15 protein-coding genes are annotated in these 20,400 nt (G+C 64.9%); 9 read left to right on the forward strand and 6 right to left on the reverse strand.

The window, feature by feature from the left end; all coding sequences use genetic code 11:
• Window positions 1–82: 82 nt before the first annotated feature.
• Entirely contained in the window at window positions 83–3,895 is a 3,813-nt protein-coding gene (locus DWB23_RS08665) for a NosD domain-containing protein (RefSeq protein WP_121742422.1), read from the reverse strand.
• A gap of 94 nt (window positions 3,896–3,989) precedes the next feature.
• Here DWB23_RS08665 and DWB23_RS08670 point away from each other — a divergent pair, with 94 nt between their 5' ends.
• On the forward strand, window positions 3,990–4,775 hold the full coding sequence (locus DWB23_RS08670; RefSeq protein ID WP_121742423.1) for a helix-turn-helix transcriptional regulator: 786 nt from the start codon (window positions 3,990–3,992) through the stop codon (window positions 4,773–4,775).
• A 350-nt stretch (window positions 4,776–5,125) separates the two neighbouring features.
• On the opposite strand, the gene ftsZ is transcribed toward DWB23_RS08670, so the two are convergent.
• Together ftsZ and DWB23_RS08680 are read right to left on the reverse strand one after the other, a co-directional pair.
• Window positions 5,126–6,292, reverse strand: coding sequence for a cell division protein FtsZ (gene ftsZ, locus DWB23_RS08675; protein ID WP_121742424.1), 1,167 nt, complete (start codon window positions 6,290–6,292; stop codon window positions 5,126–5,128).
• A gap of 134 nt (window positions 6,293–6,426) precedes the next feature.
• Complete coding sequence (locus DWB23_RS08680; protein WP_121742425.1) at window positions 6,427–7,788, reverse strand: D-aminoacyl-tRNA deacylase; 1,362 nt, start codon at window positions 7,786–7,788, stop codon at window positions 6,427–6,429.
• A gap of 221 nt (window positions 7,789–8,009) precedes the next feature.
• Between DWB23_RS08680 and DWB23_RS08685 the strand changes: the two genes are divergently transcribed.
• Window positions 8,010–10,514 (forward strand): PAS domain S-box protein, encoded by a 2,505-nt coding sequence (locus DWB23_RS08685; RefSeq protein WP_121742426.1) that lies wholly within the window; start codon window positions 8,010–8,012, stop codon window positions 10,512–10,514.
• Window positions 10,515–10,682: 168 nt separating this feature from the next.
• Entirely contained in the window at window positions 10,683–11,981 is a 1,299-nt protein-coding gene (locus DWB23_RS08690; RefSeq protein WP_121742427.1) for a DUF7344 domain-containing protein, read from the forward strand.
• A 54-nt stretch (window positions 11,982–12,035) separates the two neighbouring features.
• On the opposite strand, the gene DWB23_RS08695 is transcribed toward DWB23_RS08690, so the two are convergent.
• Window positions 12,036–12,980 carry a calcium/sodium antiporter gene (locus DWB23_RS08695; protein WP_121742428.1) on the reverse strand — a complete coding sequence of 315 codons (945 nt, stop codon included), beginning with the start codon at window positions 12,978–12,980 and terminating at the stop codon, window positions 12,036–12,038.
• Between the two features lie 115 nt (window positions 12,981–13,095).
• Between DWB23_RS08695 and DWB23_RS08700 the strand changes: the two genes are divergently transcribed.
• The 5 genes from DWB23_RS08700 (at window position 13,096) to DWB23_RS08720 (ending at window position 18,191) form a co-directional block, all read left to right on the forward strand.
• Window positions 13,096–13,914, forward strand: a complete 819-nt coding sequence (locus DWB23_RS08700) for a shikimate dehydrogenase (RefSeq protein WP_121742429.1) — start codon at window positions 13,096–13,098, stop codon at window positions 13,912–13,914.
• Window positions 13,915–14,093: 179 nt separating this feature from the next.
• Window positions 14,094–14,873: a helix-hairpin-helix domain-containing protein gene (locus DWB23_RS08705; RefSeq protein WP_121742430.1), complete on the forward strand. Its 780-nt coding sequence runs from the start codon at window positions 14,094–14,096 to the stop codon at window positions 14,871–14,873.
• A 147-nt stretch (window positions 14,874–15,020) separates the two neighbouring features.
• Entirely contained in the window at window positions 15,021–16,613 is a 1,593-nt protein-coding gene (gene pabB / locus DWB23_RS08710) for an aminodeoxychorismate synthase, component I (protein WP_121742431.1), read from the forward strand.
• Entirely contained in the window at window positions 16,606–17,295 is a 690-nt protein-coding gene (locus DWB23_RS08715; protein WP_121742432.1) for an anthranilate synthase component II, read from the forward strand. The genes pabB and DWB23_RS08715 overlap by 8 nt, the downstream gene beginning before the upstream one ends.
• Before the next feature lie 8 nt (window positions 17,296–17,303).
• Window positions 17,304–18,191 (forward strand): aminotransferase class IV, encoded by an 888-nt coding sequence (locus tag DWB23_RS08720; protein WP_121742433.1) that lies wholly within the window; start codon window positions 17,304–17,306, stop codon window positions 18,189–18,191.
• A gap of 29 nt (window positions 18,192–18,220) precedes the next feature.
• Here the strand turns inward: DWB23_RS08720 and DWB23_RS08725 are convergent, their stop codons facing one another.
• Window positions 18,221–18,607, reverse strand: a complete 387-nt coding sequence (locus DWB23_RS08725; RefSeq protein ID WP_121742434.1) for a hypothetical protein — start codon at window positions 18,605–18,607, stop codon at window positions 18,221–18,223.
• Between the two features lie 75 nt (window positions 18,608–18,682).
• Window positions 18,683–18,880 (reverse strand): hypothetical protein, encoded by a 198-nt coding sequence (locus tag DWB23_RS08730; RefSeq protein WP_121742435.1) that lies wholly within the window; start codon window positions 18,878–18,880, stop codon window positions 18,683–18,685.
• Between the two features lie 134 nt (window positions 18,881–19,014).
• On the opposite strand from DWB23_RS08730, the gene DWB23_RS08735 reads away from it, so the two are divergent.
• On the forward strand, window positions 19,015–20,397 hold the full coding sequence (locus tag DWB23_RS08735) for an MATE family efflux transporter (RefSeq protein ID WP_121743055.1): 1,383 nt from the start codon (window positions 19,015–19,017) through the stop codon (window positions 20,395–20,397).
• The last annotated feature ends 3 nt before the right edge of the window (window positions 20,398–20,400 follow it).

Below are 20,400 nucleotides of genomic sequence, written 5' to 3' on the forward strand. Positions count from 1 at the left end.
CGATAGACGAACACTGGGCTCGAATTCTTCGCTGCCACCGGACGCGTCGACCGATCAATCGAGACGACGATCGCAAGTGGCGTTATCGTGTTCGGGCAGCGAGTGCGATCAGGAGGGCGATGATTCCAGCAACTGCGCCGAAGCCGGGGGTATCGTCGGCGTCGCCACCGTCTCCGTCATCACCGTCTGTATCCTCGCTCTCGTTATCCGAATCGGTGCCGTTTTCGCTCTCGTCTTCGGCATTCGATCCATCGTCTTCGTTGTTCTCGTCCGAATCAGTGTCGTCGTCACTCGAGTCATCGTCGCCTTCGTCACTGTCATCGACGGTATCGTCCTCATCGTCCGACGTATTCGAACCGCTGTCTCCGCTACTGGGACCGTCCTCGCCACCGCTGTCGTCAGCACCATCACCACCGCTGCCGTTATCGGTACCGTTCGTCGAAATTTCGACGCTGCCGGCGGAGTAGTGGACGTCGAGGTCGATCTCGATCCCGCCGGAAACGTTCCGAGCGTCGAACGTCGACTGGTTTCCTCGATAGCCCGCGGTGAGCTGCGTTGGATCCGTAACGTTCCACTCCGAGAGGAGGGTGTCGGGCAGGAATGCCTCGTAGAAGCCAGTGTTCGTGTGGTTGTCGACAGTGAAGTGCGGACCACCGATGAGTAGCGACAGGTTCGCCGGCTCGTCGTCGACCGCCGGCGTGTAGAGTGGTTCGTCGAACAGTTGGGCGTCCGTCGCGATGATCGCACCGTCGAGTAGCGTCTGCTGGTCAGTCGGCTGGTCGCTCAAGTCGTCGACGGCCATCGACACCGTCACGTTAGTCCGCTCAGTCGCGGAGTCGTCGTCCCCCTCGGGCCAATCGTTCAAATCGGGCGTGGTGCACGTGCCGGCACCGTCACACTGCCAGATCGACTGCGTTTCCACCGGGCGCACGCGAACCGACACGTCGGTGGTATTCGTTCCGTTCTCGGTCCGCTCCCAGTTCGTCACGTTGCCCGCGCCCAGTAGAAAACGCGGCTCGTAGTTCTCGACCGTGAGATTAATCTCGAACTCGGTAGTGTGGTCGACGTTGAGACTCTCGAGGTTGTACTCCCCGTGTTCCGACGATCGGAGGGTGAGCTGAAGCAGTCCCGCCTCGAAAGACGTTTCGACGTGGGGTAGCTGACTCGGGGTCGTGCCGCCGGTGGCGGTGATCGAGTTAACGATTGCCGTCTGCGAACTCGAGTCACCGGTTCCGTCCGTCACCTCGACCGACAGCGAGTCACTATCGTTTTCGGAGGTAACCGTTGCCGTATACTGGCCCACGTCCGCATCTCCGGTCACGTAACTGAGCGTAACCGTCGCCGAGTCACCTCTATCGAGTGTCACGCTCCGATCGTCGACATCGGTGCCGTCGAGATCGAGAGCGACTGTTTGGGTCCCGCTCTCGTCACCGGTGTTCGTGATGGTCGCGTTCACCTCGAGCGTCTCGTTGGCTTCGACGGGACTGTTGGTCGAATCGATGCTGACGTCGAGGTACGCCGGGTCGACTCCGTCCGCTGGGGCTGCCAGTGGTAGATGATCGGTATGGCCGGTTTCGAGCGTGTACGCGGAGTCACAGATCCCGTCTCCGCGATCGGTGCACGTCTCGCTGAATCCAGTGGCGCTTTCGTTCGCCCAGTAGTTACCGCCGATAGTCGGTCCGCCGATCACGTTGGTCTCGGTAGTTGTAGTGGCGTTCCACGTTGCGTTCGTCGCGCCAGTGGCGTTCAAGAACACGACGTTGGCGGTATTGTTGAAGGAGTTGTCAGAGACGGTGAGGTTGTCGTACTCCGTCGGAACCTCCACTCCGATAGCGTTGCCTATAAGCTCGTTCCCCCGGATGATGTCGCCGAAGCCTCGAGTGCCCAGATCGATTCCGATGTCGACGTTGTCGGTGATTGTATTCTCGAGGATTCGGTTTCCCCTCACGGTCGTCGAGTCGTCGCTGTCCTGATTATTCAATCTGATACCGGTTACGTCGTTACCACTGATCGTATTGTTGACGACGTGATTGCTTTCCTGATACAGACCGAAATACACGCCGTTTCCGGTGTTGTCCTTGATCTCGTTATCGGTGACGTTGTTGCCTTCGGCGTAGTGATCGAAATCCACGCCGTCGCCATCGTTGTTCGCGATGGTGTTTCGGGTGATCGTCGTGTTGTGGACGTACCGGTCGGCACGGATCGCGTCGCCGCCGTTGTTTTCGATGACGCTGTCACGGACGACGCCGTGGGCGGCCGAGTCGAAGTCGAGGCCACCCCAGTCGTTATCGCGTACCGTCGAGTTCCTGACGGTGAGCCGGTCGCTTCCGGAACTTCCCGACCGGACGGCGATCCCACGTCGGTCGCTTCCGCTGATAGTGGCGTTATCGAGCGTTGTGTCCGGTGAATCGGTATTTAAGTAGACGCCATAGCCGCCCGAGTTCGTGATCGAGGTGTTCACGATCTGGGTTTTCGTGGCTTGGAAAAGCGTAATTCCGCGACCGTAATTGAAGCGGCTGTCCTCGATTCGGGTCCGGTCGCTCCCCTCTCGGATTCGCACCCCCGACCAGCTGGGCATCGTATCGACGTTACGGATGACGGTGTCGCCGGCCTCGAACAGCATGATGTTCTCCCAGTTGTTCTCGGTAAAGTTCATGTTGGCCACGGTCGCATTCTGAGTTCCAACGAGGCCAACCCAGCCCGCGTTGGGATCGACCGTCACGTCGGTTTCGTTGACGTGATACGCGACGGGACGCCCCTCGACGGTATTCGAGGCGTCGATCGAGTGTGAGAGACTGCTCCAGTTTCCACCGCTTCCGAGATCGAGGTTGAACCCGTTCCCGGCCAAGGTGTTGCCCGAGAGGGTGGCTTGATGGGTTCCGAGGAAGATACCGGCTCTCTTTGGGTAGCGGCCGTTGTTCACGATGTGGTTGTCGATGATTTCGTGACCAGAACCACCGCTCACGCGAAGGCCGTAATCCGAGTTCCCACTGTCGGTGCCGCTGATCGAGTTGTTCCTGAACTCGATCCGTTCGGAGTGCTGAATGAGGATCCCCCAGTTACACTCTTCCATGGTGTTGTTGGCAATGAGGTCGTCCGAAGCGCCATTGATCGTCATTCCTCCGCAGTCCGCGCCGGTGGCGTACCTGGAACTCTCGTAGACGGTATTGTTCGTCACCCGGTTTGCAGGTCCGCTTGACCCGGTAATACCCCCGAGAGAGCCGTCTACGATCGTATTATCGTCGACGAGTACCCCACCACTATCGCGGATCGTAACCGCGGCGCTCCCATCGAACGTGCTGTCGTGGACGGTCACGTCCTGACTATTCCAGACTCGAATTCCCGACCCATCGTCGACACTCGTGAAGTTCGTGATCGTTACTGCAGTGCTATCAAAGACCAACATCCCCTGATCAGAAGTTGGGTTCTCAGCGGTGTCGCTGTCGGTTACGGCGATTCCGTTGCTGTTCCGAAGCTGAATGCCCTCCTCGTAGTTAGAAGCCGACGAAACGTCGTGGATGACGCTGTTATCCACGTAGTCGTAGTAGATTCCCGTCTCCCAATCGTCGGCCGAAATGTTCCTTACGGTAACGTTACTCAGGCGGTTTCCTGCGGTCCCGTTGACGTACACGCCGATCGTATCGAAGCCATCGCTTCCGACGATGGTGTGGTTCGCTCCCTCGAGAATCACGTCGCTCGAGCGAATTTCGACGTAGACGTCGGCCGAACTGTCCGCGACATTCTCGTTGATCGCGTAACAGCCGGGTTGATCGATTACGAGCGGTCCCGAGATCTCCGTACACGAGTCCGACGCGGAGACACCCCCTACGGATCCGATCAGGACGACAAGTAATATTCCCAGTACACCGAGTCCCACCCCAAACCGTCGTTGCATGCCCAAGCATCGAAGCAGTCGTATCTATATTCATTCGCTGAACTGAATTCACCGGATGAAAAGATTCTTGGCCGAAACTTTCCATGTGGGAGCAATGAGCGTCGATCAGTCCGGGACCGAATCCGAGGCCGACCTCCTAGAACTGGTCCGGCGTCACGAGGTGTTCGACGTGCTGGCCAGCGAACCACTCGAGAAACCCGAACTGGCCGCGGCGCTGGAGGTTTCGCCGGCGACGGCACACCGGATCCTCACGTCGTTTCGCGAGAACGACTGGATCACGCGGACCGACGACGGATATGTATTGACCGCGGTGGGAAAACGAATGGGACGGGCGGTGGACAACTACCGCTCCGCCGTCACCGAGACGCAACGGCTGGCACCGCTGTACGAATTGCTCTCGTCGACGGCACTACCGACCGCCGCCGATATCGACTGGTTCGCCGACGCGACCGTCACGGTGGTCGACCAACACGATCCATACCAACCGTTGAATCGGTTCATCGACCTGCTCGCTGACACCGGCGCGCTCCGCGGCTTCGATACGACGTCAGTCGCCCCCACATACGTCGACGACATTCACGAGCGCATCCTCGCGGGGATGTCGGTTGAGATCGTTTTCGAACCGCCGGTGATCGACCAACTCGCGACGGAGTACACCGATCTCGCCGAGGTGGCCTTCGAACGAGAGAATCTCTCGCTGTTCGCTCGCGACGACCTCCCGTTCGGTCTGGCGCTCTTCGACGACCGGGTGGGGATCGGCGGCTACGATCCCGAAGTAGGTATTCTCTCGGTCTTCGTCGATACTGACGACGAGGACGCCTACGCGTGGGGAGAACAGCTGTTCGACCAGTACCGATCGACCGCCGACCGAGTCGTCTGATCGCCGGTCTCACTCCGGAATCGGTTCCGGTCGACCAACGGCCTCATTCCTCGAGCGAGACCAGCGTCATCTCGACGTCACGTTCGCCGATATCGTCGGAAATCGTGTGCGGAGCCAGCTCGAGCAACGCTCCAACGGGGGAGAAGTTCGGGTGACGTACCAGCGAGAGGGAACTCCGTGACGTACCGACGACCTCCGAAAGCGGTGACGAAGGGACTACCGACGCCGATAACGGGTTTCCGAATCGACACGTCGCGAGATCTGACAGGGACGAGAAGCAGTGAAAGGGGTCAGCGAGTTCGCCAGCTGCTGCCGCTGAAACGCGTCACCGAGGCGTGGCCTGTTGACGATCAGTCGACGAAGTCGATGTCGTCGCCCTGCGCAGGCGCTTCGGGCCGGACGCCCTCGCCGTCCGGCTGGCCGTAGATCTGTGGCGACTCGACGCCCGTGACGACGATCATCGTTCGCATGCTGCCCTCGAGGCTCTCGTCGATCGAGGTCCCCCAGATGATGCGGGCGTCGGGGTCGATCCGATCGTAGATCTCTTCGACGACGCCTTCGGCTTCCTCGATGGCCATGTCGTTGCCGCCGGTGACGTTGACGAGGGCGGAACTCGCGCCGGAGATATCGACGTCGAGCAGCGGCGAGCGCAGTGCGGTCTTGACCGAGTCCTGGGCTTTGGCTTCCGAGTCGGACTCGCCGAGGCCGATCATGGCGACGCCGCCGCGTTCCATGACCGTCCGAACGTCGGCGAAGTCCAGGTTGACGAGGCCGGGTTTCGTGATGAGTTCGGTGATGCCCTTGACCGAGCGCATGAGGACCTCGTCGGAGACCTTGAAGGCTTGTCGCACGGGCAGTTTGCCGACGGAGTCGAGCAGACGGTCGTTGGGGACGACGATGACGGTATCGGAGACGTCGCGCAGGCGCTCGAGGCCGGCCTCCGCGTTGGTCCGTCGGACCTCACCCTCCGCGGTGAAGGGCGTCGTGACGATCGAAATCGTCAGCGCACCGGCCTCGCGGGCGGCCTTGGCGACGACCGGCGCGGAGCCGGTTCCGGTGCCGCCGCCCAGCCCGGCGGTGACGAAGACCATATCGGAGCCGTCGATCGCGTCGTAGATGTCCTGTTGGCTCTCGAGGGCGGCTTCCTCGCCGACTTGCGGGAGCGAGCCGGCACCGCGGCCGCCGGTCTTCTCCTCGCCCATCAGGATCTTCGTGTCGGCGTCGATCTCGACCAGGTGCTGAACGTCCGTGTTGGCGGCGACTAGCTTCGCGCCGTGGATGCCTTCCTCGTGCATCCGATTGACGGTGTTACCGCCGGCACCGCCGCAGCCGACGACCGTGATGTCCGTCTGCAGGTCCTGGAGGACGTCTTCGAGTTCGTCGTCGGTCATCGTTCCCGTTCGGTTCAATGCGTCCCCGGCCGGCGACTGCCCTGTTTGCGACGGGGCGTCTTCGGAGACGTCCGACGGCTCCCCGTCTTCGGCCTCGTCGATGGCGTCGTCGATAATGGAGTCCATTCTTGGCCAACCCTAGAAGATGGAGCATAATTACCTTTCCCCTACACGTCAGACACCTGTCTGACATAGTAAGGATATGTTACTCGCCGCTCGAGAGATTCCGAAACCACGGTACCGAGGGGCGAAAGCGGGTATTACTGGTCCTTTCCGTCCGAACGCACCGGGAATCGCTCCGTTCGCTCGCTGCGAACTCTCTCGGGATTGACTGTTTCCCCGTCGACCGTGACGGCGTCGCCGTTCGCGAGCGCGCCGAATTTGGGACCCTCCGGAACGCCGGTCACGCGCGCCAGGTGCGGGTCGAAGACCGTCCGCTCGGCGACGACCGCGTCGTCTTCGAGCGTGACGGTGTCGTACTTCTCCTCGAGGACGGCCGCCAGGTCCGCGATGATCGCCGCTCTCGGCTCCGGCGAGCGAGCGTCGGGTTCGGACTCCGGGAGTGCGACCCGCGACCCGACGCGACTGCCGCCGTTTTCGGTCGCGAAGGCTACGGTGTGGGTCTCGAGGATCGCGCGCACGCTTTCGGGATCGATTCCCTCGGCCGTATCGATCAGTTCGGCCGGCAGGTCGACGACGGCGAACGAGTCGTCACGGCGGTCGCCGAACCGAACTCCGTCGTCGACGGCCCCGAGGGAGGACTCGACGGCGTCGACGAGGGCGAGCGGTCGATCACCTACCTCGCGAAGCCAGGTCTCGCTCACGACCCGACGGTCCAGTTCCGCGAGCGTCTCCTCGAGCACCGGCCACTCGCCGTCGAGGACGGCGATGTCGGCCTCGCTTGCGTCGAACGCGGCCTCGAGTACGTCGCGATTGGCGCTCGGATGCCCCATCGCCTCGAGACCCCAGTCGGCCGCGACGTGTCCCACCGCCCACGGCGTTTCGCGGACGATGCGTCCGAACCGCGGCGCGTAGTGGTTGCCGCCGAAGCCGACGACCTGCTTCGGGCGGTGGGCCGGAACGTCCCGAAGGGCGAGGATTCCGCGGGCGACGGCGAGCGCGCCGTCGGGGTCGTCCCACTGCTCGTCGCTGCTCCCGAGCTCCGCGAAGAGCGACGGGCAACCGACGTCGGTGGGACCGTGATGGGTGCACTCCATTCCGACCTCGTAGCCCTCGGGGGCGTGGTCGTCGAACGCCTCGAGCAAGCGCGCGAGCGCGTTCGGACAGGCCCGGGCGACGGCGTTATCCTCGCCGCCGAACTCGGCCGGGCCGAAATTTCCCGTGAAGTGGCCCGTCAGGAGCGCTCCCGTATCGCCGGAGTGGCGCGAGGCGAAGACGAGCAGGTCGGGGTCGCAGTCGAAAGCGTCGACGGGGCGCTCGAGTTCGAGGTGGAGCGCGTCGAAGGACCGCAACTCGGCTCCCTCGATGCGATAGTAAGAACCGCCGCCGTCGGCCGCGGGCCGAGACTCGTCCGTCAGGGTCTCCCAATCGGCGACGGTTCGGAGTTGCTCACAGATGTGGACCGACGCGCGGTCGGCCCGGCTCTCGACGATCGCGATCACGTGCGACCGTCCGGCGCGGGCGTTCGAATACCCTGCGCTTTCGGCTCGCTCGAGTCCGCGTCGTTGTCGGCTTCGGTCCCGCCGATGGTCGGCGACCGCTCGCCATAATCATAATTAATGATCGTGTGATAAACGCGTGGCAGGGGCTACCGTCGGTTTTTCCCGCGTTCGGCTGGTAACCGTCGACGGGAACCGCCGTTCCTGCCCAGAACTGATCGCCAATGACCGATCAATCGTCGGAACAGAACGACGGCTCGGACGAATCGGACGGTTCGGAATCCCCCGGTCGGGGCGTCGATTTTCCGGACGATTTCAGTCTCGACGCTCGGCAACTGACCGGCCTCTTGAGCGAGTGCGCCGTCTCGCTGCTCGACTCGAACGGACGCGTCGCCACGTGGAACGACGGAATCGAACAGCTCACGGGGTACGACGCAAACGAGATCCTCGACGCACATTACCGCGTCTTCTTCCCACAGGAGACTCGCGAGACGCAGCTTCCGGCGCAGCTCCTAGAGCGGGCGCGAGCCAACGGACGTGTCGAAGACGAGGGCTGGCGTCTTCGGCGCGACGGCAGCCGGTTCTGGGTCCGCGAGGTGATCGTCCCGGTTCGTGATACGGATCTGGACGGTGCGTCCGGGTTCGAAAGCGACCGTGATTCCCACGGCGGAAGCGATGACCGGCCCGCCGAACTTCGGGGCTACGCGAGAGTGCTCCACGACCGAACCGACGAACACGAGCGCGAACTGGAACTCCACGAGGAGCAGGTGGTCGCGGAGAGCGTCCTCGAGGCGCAGCCGGACATCGTCTACGCGTTCGATGAGGACGGCACCTTCCTCGAGTGGAACGATCGCGTCCCGGACGTGACGGGGTACACCGAGGCGGAACTGGCCGAGATGACTCCCACCGAGTTCATCGCGCCCGAGCACCGAGATCGGATCGCCGACGAGATCGCGGGACTCCTCGAGGAGAACGAGTACGTCACCGTCGAAGCCGACCTCCTGACGAAAGACGGTACGCAGATCCCCTACGAGTTCAACAGCGCCCGCATCACCGACGAGAGCGGAACGACGCTCGGGTTTACCGGTGTCGGTCGCGACATCAGCGACCGCAAGGCCCGCGAGCGAGAACTCCGCGAGGAGAAGGCGCTTACCGAGAGCATCTTCGAGGCGCAGCCGGATCTGCTCTACGCGTACGATACCGAGGGACGGCTCATCCACTGGAACGAGCGATTCGAGCAGTTTACCGGATACGACGCCGACGAACTCGAGGGAATGAACCCGCTCGATTTCATCGTCCCGGCCGATCGCGACACCATCCGCGACGCGATCGAGCGAATCCAGACGGACGGCGACCGCGTCACCGCCGAAGGACGAGTGTTGACGAGCGACGGCGAACACATCCCCTACGAGTTCAACAGCGCTCGAATCACGGACGCTGACGGCACGGTCCTCGGATTTACGGGCGTCGGCCGCGACATCAGCGACCGCAAGGCCCGCGAACGGGAACTCGAGCGACTCGAGCGACTCAACGCGACGATCCGGGCGATCGACGAAACGATGGTCGCGGCGGAAACCCGCGCCGAGGTCGAGACGGCGATCACCGAGGCGTTCGCGGCCGCTGACGCCTACCAGTTCGCCGCGATCGGACGAGTGGACGCGGCGGTTGCGACCGACCAGCAGCCGTGGGACCCGCAGGCGTGGGCCGGGATCGATTCGACCGGCGTCGATGCCGTCCTCTCGTCGTTCATCGGGCCGACCGCCGACGCTCCGGGCGAGTCCGTCCTCGAAACGGGATCCGTCCAGTGCTATCACTCCCTTCGCGAGAGCCCCGTCGACGACTGGCGGGCCGGCGCTCGTACCCACGACTACGGCTCGATCGCCATCGTTCCCATCGTCGCGAGCGGCCGCACGTTCGGCCTCCTCGTTATCGCCGCCGAGGAGTCGACGGCGTTCACCGACCGGGAACGGGAGGTGCTCCAGGAGTTCGGCGGGACGATCGGCCACGCGATCAACGCGATGGCGGTTCGCCGACTCCTCTATCTGGACACCGTTATCGAACTCGAGCTCGAGTCGACTACCCGACGGGACGTCTGTATCGATCTCTCGGCGCAGGCCGGATGCCGGTTGACCCTCGACCACGTCCTGCCGCTGACCGACGAGCGGTTCGTCTACTACGTCACCGCCGTCGGCGTCGACTCGGCGCAGGTCCGAGCGTACGCCGCGGACGAGCCCGCGATCGAGGAGTTCCGTCGTATCGACGCTGTCGTAGCCGAAAGTCAATGGGAGTTCATCGTCCGCGGCCCGACGATTACCGGTCTGCTCGCGGATTACGGCGCTCGAATGCGATCGATGACCGTCGATGACGGCGTCTCGAACGCGGTCGTTCAGGTGAGCCCCGACGTGGACGTCCGTGAGGTCGTCGACGCGGTCACGACGGCCTATCCCGACACGCAACTGCTGTCGAAGCGCACCGTCGAGCGCCCGGTCGAAACCCGCGGCGACTTCCGGCGACAGGTCGAAACCGAGTTGACCGACAAGCAACGAACCGCCCTCGAGGCCGCCTACTACGGCGGGTATTTCGAGTGGCCGACGCGAAACAGCGACGCCAGCGACATCGCCGACCGACTCGACATCGCTCGCCAGACGTTCCACCAGCATCTCCGGGTCGCCCAGGAGAAACTCTTTACGGCGTACTTCGAAGGAAAAGGCGAGAGACAACGGGAGTGAGTCCTGCGGTGGGAGGATACGGCGGGCTCCGGAACCGACCGGTTCGGTCGATCCCTTTCGGTGACTCATATTCGCCCGCTCGAGCGATGGATTACGACGAAGTATCGCTCGGTCATACCAGAGCACGCTGGTATACCCCTTTCGTGCATTCATCATCTTTATCGGTCAATGAGTTCGCATTTGACTACCGAGCGCACGACCACTGCGTTCGACGTTCTCGCTGCACCTCATCGTCGATACCTGCTTTCGACTCTTTACGAACGGCGTCACTCGAGCGATTCGACTCCATCACCGCAGTCACGCGCAATCGCGATCGAGACGCTCGCGACTGAAATTGCCGTTCGCGAGCACGGTTCACCGATCGTCACCGAAGATCAGTCCCGGGACATCCAGATCCGACTCCTTCACCACCACGTGCCGCGACTGCTCGATGTCGGCCTGGTGACCGAGCACACCGGCGGCGACGCGCGAGCCCTCGCTCTCGCCGATCACCCGATCCTCGAGTCGGAGTGGGTCACCACCCTCCTCGAGAACCCGACCGGCGAGGCGGTCAGCACCGAAACGGAACTGAACCGAACGCTCGAGGCGCTGCAATCCGCACGCTGTCGGCTGGCCTGTGACATCCTCTCGAGACGGGATGGCGACCTCGCCGTTACCGACCTCGCCGTGATGATCGCCGCTCGGGAGAACGATTGCAGACTCGTCGATGTCGCCGAAACGGAGTGGAAGCCGATCACCACGACGCTCGTACACAATCACGTACCCGCGCTCGCGGACGCCGGCCTCGTCGAATACGACCGCTCGACCGAGTCCGTCGCGATCACGGCCGACGCGCCCCAGTGGCAGGCGGACTGGCTGGCTGCGAGCCCGCTCGGTGCACTCGCGACGGACCTCGAGACGCCGCAGAAACGGGCCAGAACCGGCGCTGCCGGTCTCGGATCAGACGCGGCGACGGAGACCGATCCGACGGGTGCGGGCGTCTGCTGGACGATCGAAGGCTCCGAGAACGTCGTCGCGAGGGGCCACGAGATCGCCGACACCGCCGACGAGGAGCTGTTCGTGACGCTGCCCGATGCGGGACTGATCCAGCAGCGCTGTCTCGAGCGCTGGCGGGCCGCGGCGGATCGCGGGGTCGATCTCTACATCGGTTCGCGCTCACCGCGGGTACGAGATACCGTCCGGTCGGCGGTTCCCGACGCGACGATCTGTGAACTCCGGTCCGACTGGCTGAACTTCCCCGTCGAACGGATCCACCACGGCCGCGTCGTGTTCGCCGACCGTGAAACGGTGATGCTCGTAACAGTAGACGACGCGGACGGCGACCCCCGCGCGACAGCGATCACCGGGGACGGAGCGGGAAATACGCTGGTAAAACTCGTCCGCGAACTCGTCGGCCCTCGAATAGATCGCTTGGAGTCGGCGTCCAACGACGGTGATAGTCCGGACGAGCGAGCGACACTGCTCTAAGATCGGTTTTCCGGTTCGGTTCTCGTCTCGGTCAGTGCACCGTTTATCGCTCGATTACGGGAATAGCAGGTACAGAAATACGAAGTAGCCGGCGACGAGGCCGGCACCGTCGAGCCGCGTGAGTTTCCGGCCGTAGCCCATCATGACGACCGAGACGATCGTAAAGACGATCAGGACGGGGAGTTCGAGACGAAGCGTACTCGGAGCGATCTCGATCGGCGTGATCAGGGCGACGATCCCCAAGACGGCGATGATGTTGTAGATGTTCGACCCGACGACGTTGGCGATGGCGAACTCGGTTTCGCCGCGAAGGGCACCGACGACCGAGGCCGCCAGTTCCGGCAGCGAGGTGCCGAGTGCGAGCACCGTCAGGCCGATGAACAGATCCGAGAAGCCGAGTTCCGAGAGCAAGCCGGTGCCGCCCGACACGAGCCAGCGCGACCCGAGGACGAGCGCCACCAGGCCGCCGAGAACGAGCGCCACGTCTCGGAGTTCGATCCCGTCCCCGGCCGCCGGATCGTCGAGTTCGGGTGCCGGATCGGCGTTGACGTAGTAGACCAGATACGCCGTGAACCCGGCGAGGACGACCAGCAAGATCGCTCCCTCGAGGCGACCGATCGTACCGTTGACGCCGAGGACGACCAGCAAGACCGCCGCGAAGATCATAAACGGAACGTGGCGGCGCATCGCGATATCGCTGATCTGCAGGGGCTTGATCAGCGCAGCGAGGCCGAGGACCAGCCCGATGTTGGCGATGTTCGAGCCGATAACGGCCCCGAGTCCGATATCCGTCGAGACGTTCAGCGCACCGATGGTCGAGACGAACAGTTCGGGCGCGGTCGTCGCGAACGCGATCACGGTTACGCCGACGGTCGCCGCTCGGAGGCCGATCCCCAGTGCGAGTCGACCGGCACCGGCGACGAGTAACTCGGCACCGCCGTAGAGCACGACGATACCCGCGACGAGGAGGGCGAGGTAGAGTGGGATTCCCGAGAGCATGATCGCCGCTACTCGTGAACGGCCTAAAAGCGACCCGAAACGATGTTCTCGAGCGAGGAGTGGCCGGAAGTCACACCGGTTATGACCCCGCGCCGTCGACTATGGGGATATGGCTATGGACGTCTTCGGGTTGCTCGGCAACCCGGTCGGTCACTCGCTGTCGCCGCCGATGCACGAAGCGGCCTACGACGAACTCGGCCTCGAGGCGCGGTACGTCACCTTCGAGCCCGAACCCGAAGCGATCGAGGACGCGATCGACGGTGCCGCGGCGCTCGGTATTACGGGGCTGAACGTGACGATCCCGTTCAAGCGGGACGTCCTCGAGCGCGTCGCGGCCGACGAGTTGGCGACCCGAATCGGCGCGGTCAACACGATCGATTTTACGGGGTCCGGGCGGCCGACGGGACACAACACCGACGCGGTCGGCGCGCTTCGCGCCCTGCGGGACCACGACGTGACCCTCGAGAACGCACGCGCGGTCGTCGTCGGCGCGGGTGGTGCCGGCCGGGCGGTCGCCTTCGGACTCGCGGACGCGGGTGCGACGGTCGAGATCGCCAACCGGACCGAATCGACGGCCCACGAACTCGCAGGCGAGGTACCGAACGCGACGGGACACGGTCTCGAGGGGGGAACGCTCGCCGAATTACTCGCCGATGCTGACGTGCTGGTCAACGCTACCAGCGTCGGCATGAAAACGGACGAAACGCCCGTTCCCGCCGAGGCGCTCCACGAATCGTTGGCCGTGATGGATGCGGTCTATCAGCCCCTCGAGACGCGACTGCTTCGGGACGCGGCGGAGGCGGGGGCGACGACCGTCGACGGCGCGTGGATGTTGCTCTACCAGGGCGTCGAGGCGTTCGAACTGTGGACGGGTGCATCCGCCCCCGTCGATGCGATGAACGAGGCGCTTCGCGGGCAGCTCTCGCGGTCGTAGCTCGTAGCCGCCGAACGTCGTTTTTATCCGGTCGCACAACGGCTGTTCGATCGGTTCAAAACATGTTCGGTCGGAATGATACGTTTCAGTCGGGGGCGGTAACTCACACGTGCAGTGTTCGGACGGGGCTGTGTCGGTATCAGGCGAATTTAAGTGATGGAGACGACTATATCGAGATAATGGCAATCCTCCAGAAGCTGAAGTCGCTGCTTGGACTCGGCGAGTCGGAGTCGGAGCGAGGACGCTCTCGAGAGGTCGGAGTAACGGTCGAACGGGAAGGATCGCGGGAAGACGACCCGGAGCCCGAACCGGAATCGCTCGAGTCGGAGGCGGAGACGGAACCGCCAGCCCCGTCGAGCGCCACGTCCGAGGAGGCCGATTCGGCCGGAACTGAGACCGAGACGGACGAGACGGAAGTTGACGCGGACGAGACAGCGGATGACGGTGATGCGTCCGCCGCCGATGACTCGGTCGAGGAATCGGCAGCCGCCGGCTCGGATGCCTCGAGTTCGACCGGCTCGATGACCAAACCGACGGACGACCCCGCGTCGGCAGCCGAGCCGGCGGAGGCTGCAGGCCCCACTACGGAGGATGCAGCCCCGACGAGCGAGAAGACACCCGACCTCTCCGAGGGCGAGGCTCCGGTCGAAGAGGCCGAACCGGAGACGGAGACCGACGAACCGGCCGAGACGGCCGACTCGGAGGCCGAACCCGATGAATCGACCGAGGCGGTCGACGAAACGGAGCCGGAAACCGACGAACCGGCGGCCGACTCGGACAGCCACGAACCGGTCAACTCGATTAAGGGAATCGGTCCCGCCTACGCCGACCGTCTCACCGCCGCGGGCGTCGAGACCGTCGCCGACCTCGCCGGCGCCGATGCGGCCGAACTGTCCGGGGAAACCGACATCTCCGAAACGCGAATCCAGGGCTGGATCGACCGCGCCGAAGTCAGATAGTCCCGCTTCGCGCTCCGATCGCCCTCCACTAACCGACCGACTTCTCCCTCCGCGACAACCGACCCAGTATCATCCACACCCGTTCTCGCACCAGCTCTCGTTCCGGAAACCGCAAAAGGATTAGGCTCCCACCCCCTCTCGAGCGATATGAGCGATCCGCGCGTCGTCACCTCGCTCGCGTCGTTTCGAGCCGCCGCCCGCGATCGGCTCGAGCGCGACGGGACCGCGACGGCGACCGACGCGGCGACGCGCACCACCGAATTCCGTACGCCGGTCGAAGTTCGAATCACCGTCGACGATCCGTTTCTCGCCTACCGACGGGCTCGAGATTCGGAAGGGCGCGGAACCGTTTTCCTCGAGACGACAGGCGGCCAACCCGGCTGGGGCTACTTCGGCGTCGATCCCGTCGATCGGCTCACGGTCGCGCCGGACGCGGTCACGCGATCGCGGGCGGACGACGGCTCCCCGACGCTCGCGGCCCTCGAGGGGCTGTTCGAGCGGACGGATCTGGTTCGTGGCGACTGCGACGTCCCGTTCCCCTGCGGCGCGGTCGGCTGGCTCTCCTACGACATCGTTCGCGAACTCGAGGCGCTTCCCGAGTCGGCCGTCGACGACCGCGGCCTGCCGCGACTCGAGGTCGCCGTCTACGACCGTCTCGTCGCGTGGGAGGCACCCACCGACGGCGAGGTGACGCTGCGGGTGACGGCCTGTCCGCGACTCGCGGACGGGGCGGCCGACGGTCGGAGCCGAGACGAGGCGCTTGAAGCGGCCTACGACCGCGGCCGCGAACGGGCGCTCGCGCTCGCTCGAGCCGCGCTCGAGGGCGATCCGACGATCGGCGACCCCCCGGTAGCGACGCCCGAGGCGACCTTCGAGAGCGATTGCGGCCGCGAGACCTTCGCGAACCGCGTTCGACGAGTCAAGGAGTACATCCGCGACGGCGACACCTTCCAGGCGAACGTCTCCCAGCGGTTGGTCGCCCCCGCCGCGGTTCACCCCGTCGCCGCCTACGACGCCCTTCGGCGGGTCAACCCGGCCCCCTACTCGGGCTTACTCGAGTTGCGCGCCGCCGATCTGGTGAGCGCCAGCCCGGAACTGCTCCTCGAGCGCGACGGCGCGTTCCTCCGCACGGAACCCATCGCCGGCACGCGCCCGCGCGGCGCGACGCCCGAGGAAGACCGGGAACTCGCGGACGACCTCCGTACCGACGAGAAGGAACGCGCCGAACACGCGATGCTCGTCGACCTCGAGCGAAACGACCTCGGGAAGGTCAGCGAGTACGGCTCCGTCGCGGTCGACGAGTACCGCCGGATCGATCGCTACTCCGAGGTGATGCATCTCGTCTCGAACGTGACCGGGCGACTCCGAGCCGACGAGACGCTGGCGGACGCCATCGCGGCGGTGTTTCCGGGGGGAACCATCACCGGCGCGCCAAAGCCGCGGACGATGGAGATCATCGACGAACTCGAGGCGACCCGACGCGGTCCCTACACGGGCAGTATCGGTATCTTCGGCTTCGACGGCCGGGCGACGCTCAACATCGTCATTCGGACGCTGGTCCGCCACGCCGAGGAGTACCACCTCCGCGTGGGTGCGGGGATCGTCCACGACTCGGAGCCCGGCCGCGAGTACGACGAGACGCTGGACAAGGCCCGCGCGCTGATCGCGGCGGTCGACGAGGCCCTCGGCGAGCGCGCGGGCATGGGACTCGAGACCAGCGGAGGTGGGGCGTGTGAATGACGGGCACAGCACCCGCAAGCGAGCGTCGGCGAGCGACCGCAGCAAAAGGGTGCTGGTCATCGACAACTACGACTCGTTCGCGTACAACCTCGTCCAGTACGTCGGCGAACTCGCGGACGAGGTCGTGGTTCGGCGCAACGACGAACTCGAGATCGCGGATCTTCGGGAAATCGACCCGACCGGCATCGTCGTTTCGCCGGGGCCGGGAACGCCGCGGGAGGCGGGGATTTCGATTCCCCTGTTCGCCGAGACCGAGTACCCCATCCTCGGGGTCTGTCTCGGCCACCAGGCCCTCTGTGCCGCCAACGGAGCCCCGGTCGTCCGCGCGCCCCACGTCGTTCACGGCAAGCCCTCGACCGTCAGCCACGACGGCGACGGGCTCTTCGACGGCCTCCCCGACACCTTTCAGGTCGGGCGCTATCACTCGCTGGCGGTCGACCGCGAGGACCTTCCCGACTCGCTCGAGGAAACGGCCAAGACGACCGACGAGCGCGGCGTGTTGATGGCGGTTCGCCACCGCGAGAAACCCCACGTCGGCGTGCAGTTTCACCCCGAGAGCATCCTGACGCGCGACCGCGAGGCCGGCGCGAGCGGGGACGGCATCTCGCTTTCGATCGGCAAGCGAACGATCGCGAACTTCTGTCGGTTCGCCGCGAGGGTCGACGAACGGAGGGAGGCGTAACCGCCACGATGAGCGACGATCCGATCTACCACGTCGACGGCGATCTCGTGCCCGCCAGCGAGGCCACCGTCAGCGTCGACGACCGCGGTTTCAGGTACGGCGACGCCGCCTTCGAGACCCTGCGAGCCTACGGCGGGACGGTGTTCGAGTGGGACGGCCACCTCGAGCGGCTCTCCGCCACTTGCGGGGCGTTATCGCTCGAGCACGGACTCTCCGCCGGCGACCTTCGCGACCGGATCGACGAGACGCTCGCGGCGAACGGCCTGGTGGACGCGTACGTCCGACTCTCGATCACTCGCGGCGTTCAACCGGGAAAACTCACGCCCCGGCCCGAGGTCGATCCGACGGTCGTTATCTACGCGAAACCGCTCCCTCGGGGCGGTCTCGATGGCGACTCCGTCTGGGACGACCCGGCGACCGTCCGGACGGTCGAGACCCGCCGAACGCCCGACGAGGCGATCCCGGCGGCAGCGAAGACGCACAACTATCTCAACGGGATCCTCGCGCGTGCGGAACTGCGGACCGACAACGGGGCGCTCGCGGCGGACGAGGCGCTCATGTGCGATCTCGAGGGCGACGTCGCCGAAGGAGCCACGAGCAACCTGTTTTTCGTCCGCGACGGCGCGCTCTACACGCCGACGACCGACGGAGCCGTGCTTCCGGGGATCACCCGCGAGATCGTCCTCGAGTTGGCCGCCGCGGACGGGATTTCGGTTCGGGAAGGCCGGTATACGCTCGAGGACGTGCGCTCCGCCGACGAGGCGTTCCTGACGAATCGCACCTGGGAGCTGCGGCCGGTCGAGGCGCTCGACGGGCGGCCGATCGGCGGCGGAGCGGTTACGAACCGGCTCTCGCAGTTGTACGACGAGCGCGTCGAACGGACCTGTTACGAGTGATCGGGGTCGCTCGAGCGTCCACAGCGCGGCTACCGAACCAGCCGTAGCAGTACCGCGCCGCCGAGAACCGTCGCGACGAACGCGATCACGCTGGCGTGCATCGAATCGGCGACCAGCGTCCTGGCGAGCAGGTAGCCGCCCGCGAACAGCGCGCAGGCGGCCGCCGACGCGCCGACGGTCCACAGCACATCCCGCATCCGCGACTGGCCCCGTGACTGGGACGTCTCGTGTGCGTAGGGAACGAGCACGCCGATCGTCACGAGCAGGAGGAAACTCCCGGCGAACTCGTCCCAGTACCAGCCGCTCCCGAGGCCGACCGCCATCGCGAGCGGAACCGCCGTGAGCAAGACTGGGAGGGAGCCCGACCGAAGGTCGTCTCGGAATCGGTCCCGGAGGCTCGAGTTCGTGGAGGACATTGTGTTCTACTGAAACGAGAGCCGCGGATAAAAGTCTGTCTGCGATCGAGAGGGCCGAGTCCGGTACCGTAGCCGTCACGTCTCGCGGGACCGGAGTGGGGCCACCGGTATCGCGACCGTCAATCCTATTCCCGCGCCGATCGCCCCTGGGACGTATTCCGTCCACCCGAATCGGCCGAAGACGAGCATCTCGAGACACGCGATAGTGACGTAAGCAAAGACGGTCCACGAGACGAACGAGAGAACGACGTTGCGGACGATCCATTGACTCATGTCTCGCCGATCGTTCGGAGGGCGAACGGATAGTCGTATCGAGAACCGACTCCCAATGGGCCGTCTACGTGGCCGTCCCGTTCTCGAGTGCCGGCTCCAACAGCTTCAAGCACGCCACCGTTCGATTTTCTGTCGTGCTTTCCGGAGGTCGACGCCGACTGTTCGACGTCTGGCGGCGCGTGTTCGACCTCTCGTGGCCGGTGATGGTCGAACAGTTCCTCCGGACGCTGATGCGGACGACGGACATCGTCGTGACCGGGCTGTTCTCGCCCGCGGCGGTGGCGGCCGTCGGGTTGGCGGACCTCTACGCCCGGCTTCCGCTTCGGATCGGGCTGGGACTCGGCAGCGGCGTCATCGCGCTCTCGAGTCAGGATACGGGGAGCGGGGCGACCACGAACCGAGACGAGGCGATCACCCAGGCGATACTGCTCGGTGCGGTCTCGGGGCTCCCGTTCGTGCTGTTCGGATTCCTGTTCGGCCAGCGGGCCATCGGGGTGTTGGGGGCGGAGTCCGAGGTCGCCCGGATGGGCGGGCTCTACCTCGCGATCATTTTCGCGACGAGCCCCACCAGACACGTCGCGCTGGTCGCCGCGCGATCGATCCAGGGGGCCGGCGATACGCGAACGCCGATGTACGTCAACGTGGTCTCGAACGGGTTCAACATCGTCGGGACGCTCGTTCTCGGCTTGGGTCTCGGACCCGCACCGGAGCTACACATCGTCGGCGTCGGTATCGCGACCGCCGTCGGAAACGTCTTCTCCGCGCTCGTCCTCGTCGCCGCCATCCGGAGCTCGTGGACGCCGGCCGGGTTCGTCCGCCCGCGGCGGTGGACGATCACCAGACAGTTGCTCGCGATCAGCGTCCCGCGGATCGCGGAGGGGCTGGTAACGACCGTCCTCGCGTTCCCCTTCAACTCGATCCTGCTCACCTTCGGAACGGAGGTCAACGCGGCCTATCAGATCGGCCGGCGGGTCTACCAGCAACTCACCGGGCCACTGTCGCGCGGGTATCGCACCGGAACGAGCATCATCGTGGGCCAGACGCTGGGCGACGGCGACCTCGCCGGGGCGCGGTACAACGGCTGGGCTGCGGCCGCGCTCGGTGTCGTGACCGTCGGTTCGCTCGGCGTGATCCTTTTCATCGAAGCCGAGTGGCTCGTCTCGCTGTTCACCACCGATCCGGAGACGCTCTCCTACGCGAGCGGCTTCGCCAGAGCCTACGCCTTCGCAGCGCCGGTTACCGTCCTCTACGTCGTGCTCTCGGGTGCGCTCACGAGCGGGAGTGACACGCGAACGCCGTTCATCGCCCGCGTCTCGGGAATGTCGGTCGGCATGCTCGGCGTCTCGGCCGTGGGCGGCATCTATCTCGGCTACGGCGTGCCGGCAATCTACGCTTCCATCGTCGTTTGCTACGCGTGGGCGACGGTCTACGTCGCCGTCGGCTTCTACCGCGGTAGCTGGATCGAGCGAACGCGGACGATGATGGACGAACGAGGAAGTGCATCCGCTGAGGACTGAGAC

Origin of the sequence: Natronorubrum halophilum, from assembly GCF_003670115.1 — an archaeon.
GTDB lineage: Archaea > Halobacteriota > Halobacteria > Halobacteriales > Natrialbaceae > Natronorubrum > Natronorubrum halophilum.

Excerpts from the sequence above, each read along its gene's own strand:
- DWB23_RS08665 (WP_121742422.1), bottom strand. The coding sequence starts at position 3,895 with ATGCAACGACGGTTTGGGGTGGGACTCGGTGTACTGGGAATATTACTT.
- DWB23_RS08670 (WP_121742423.1), top strand. The coding sequence starts at position 3,990 with ATGAGCGTCGATCAGTCCGGGACCGAATCCGAGGCCGACCTCCTAGAA.
- ftsZ (WP_121742424.1), bottom strand. The coding sequence starts at position 6,292 with ATGGACTCCATTATCGACGACGCCATCGACGAGGCCGAAGACGGGGAG.
- DWB23_RS08685 (WP_121742426.1), top strand. The coding sequence starts at position 8,010 with ATGACCGATCAATCGTCGGAACAGAACGACGGCTCGGACGAATCGGAC.
- DWB23_RS08690 (WP_121742427.1), top strand. The coding sequence starts at position 10,683 with ATGAGTTCGCATTTGACTACCGAGCGCACGACCACTGCGTTCGACGTT.
- DWB23_RS08695 (WP_121742428.1), bottom strand. The coding sequence starts at position 12,980 with ATGCTCTCGGGAATCCCACTCTACCTCGCCCTCCTCGTCGCGGGTATC.
- DWB23_RS08700 (WP_121742429.1), top strand. The coding sequence starts at position 13,096 with ATGGACGTCTTCGGGTTGCTCGGCAACCCGGTCGGTCACTCGCTGTCG.
- DWB23_RS08705 (WP_121742430.1), top strand. The coding sequence starts at position 14,094 with ATGGCAATCCTCCAGAAGCTGAAGTCGCTGCTTGGACTCGGCGAGTCG.
- pabB (WP_121742431.1), top strand. The coding sequence starts at position 15,021 with ATGAGCGATCCGCGCGTCGTCACCTCGCTCGCGTCGTTTCGAGCCGCC.
- DWB23_RS08720 (WP_121742433.1), top strand. The coding sequence starts at position 17,304 with ATGAGCGACGATCCGATCTACCACGTCGACGGCGATCTCGTGCCCGCC.
- DWB23_RS08725 (WP_121742434.1), bottom strand. The coding sequence starts at position 18,607 with ATGTCCTCCACGAACTCGAGCCTCCGGGACCGATTCCGAGACGACCTT.
- DWB23_RS08730 (WP_121742435.1), bottom strand. The coding sequence starts at position 18,880 with ATGAGTCAATGGATCGTCCGCAACGTCGTTCTCTCGTTCGTCTCGTGG.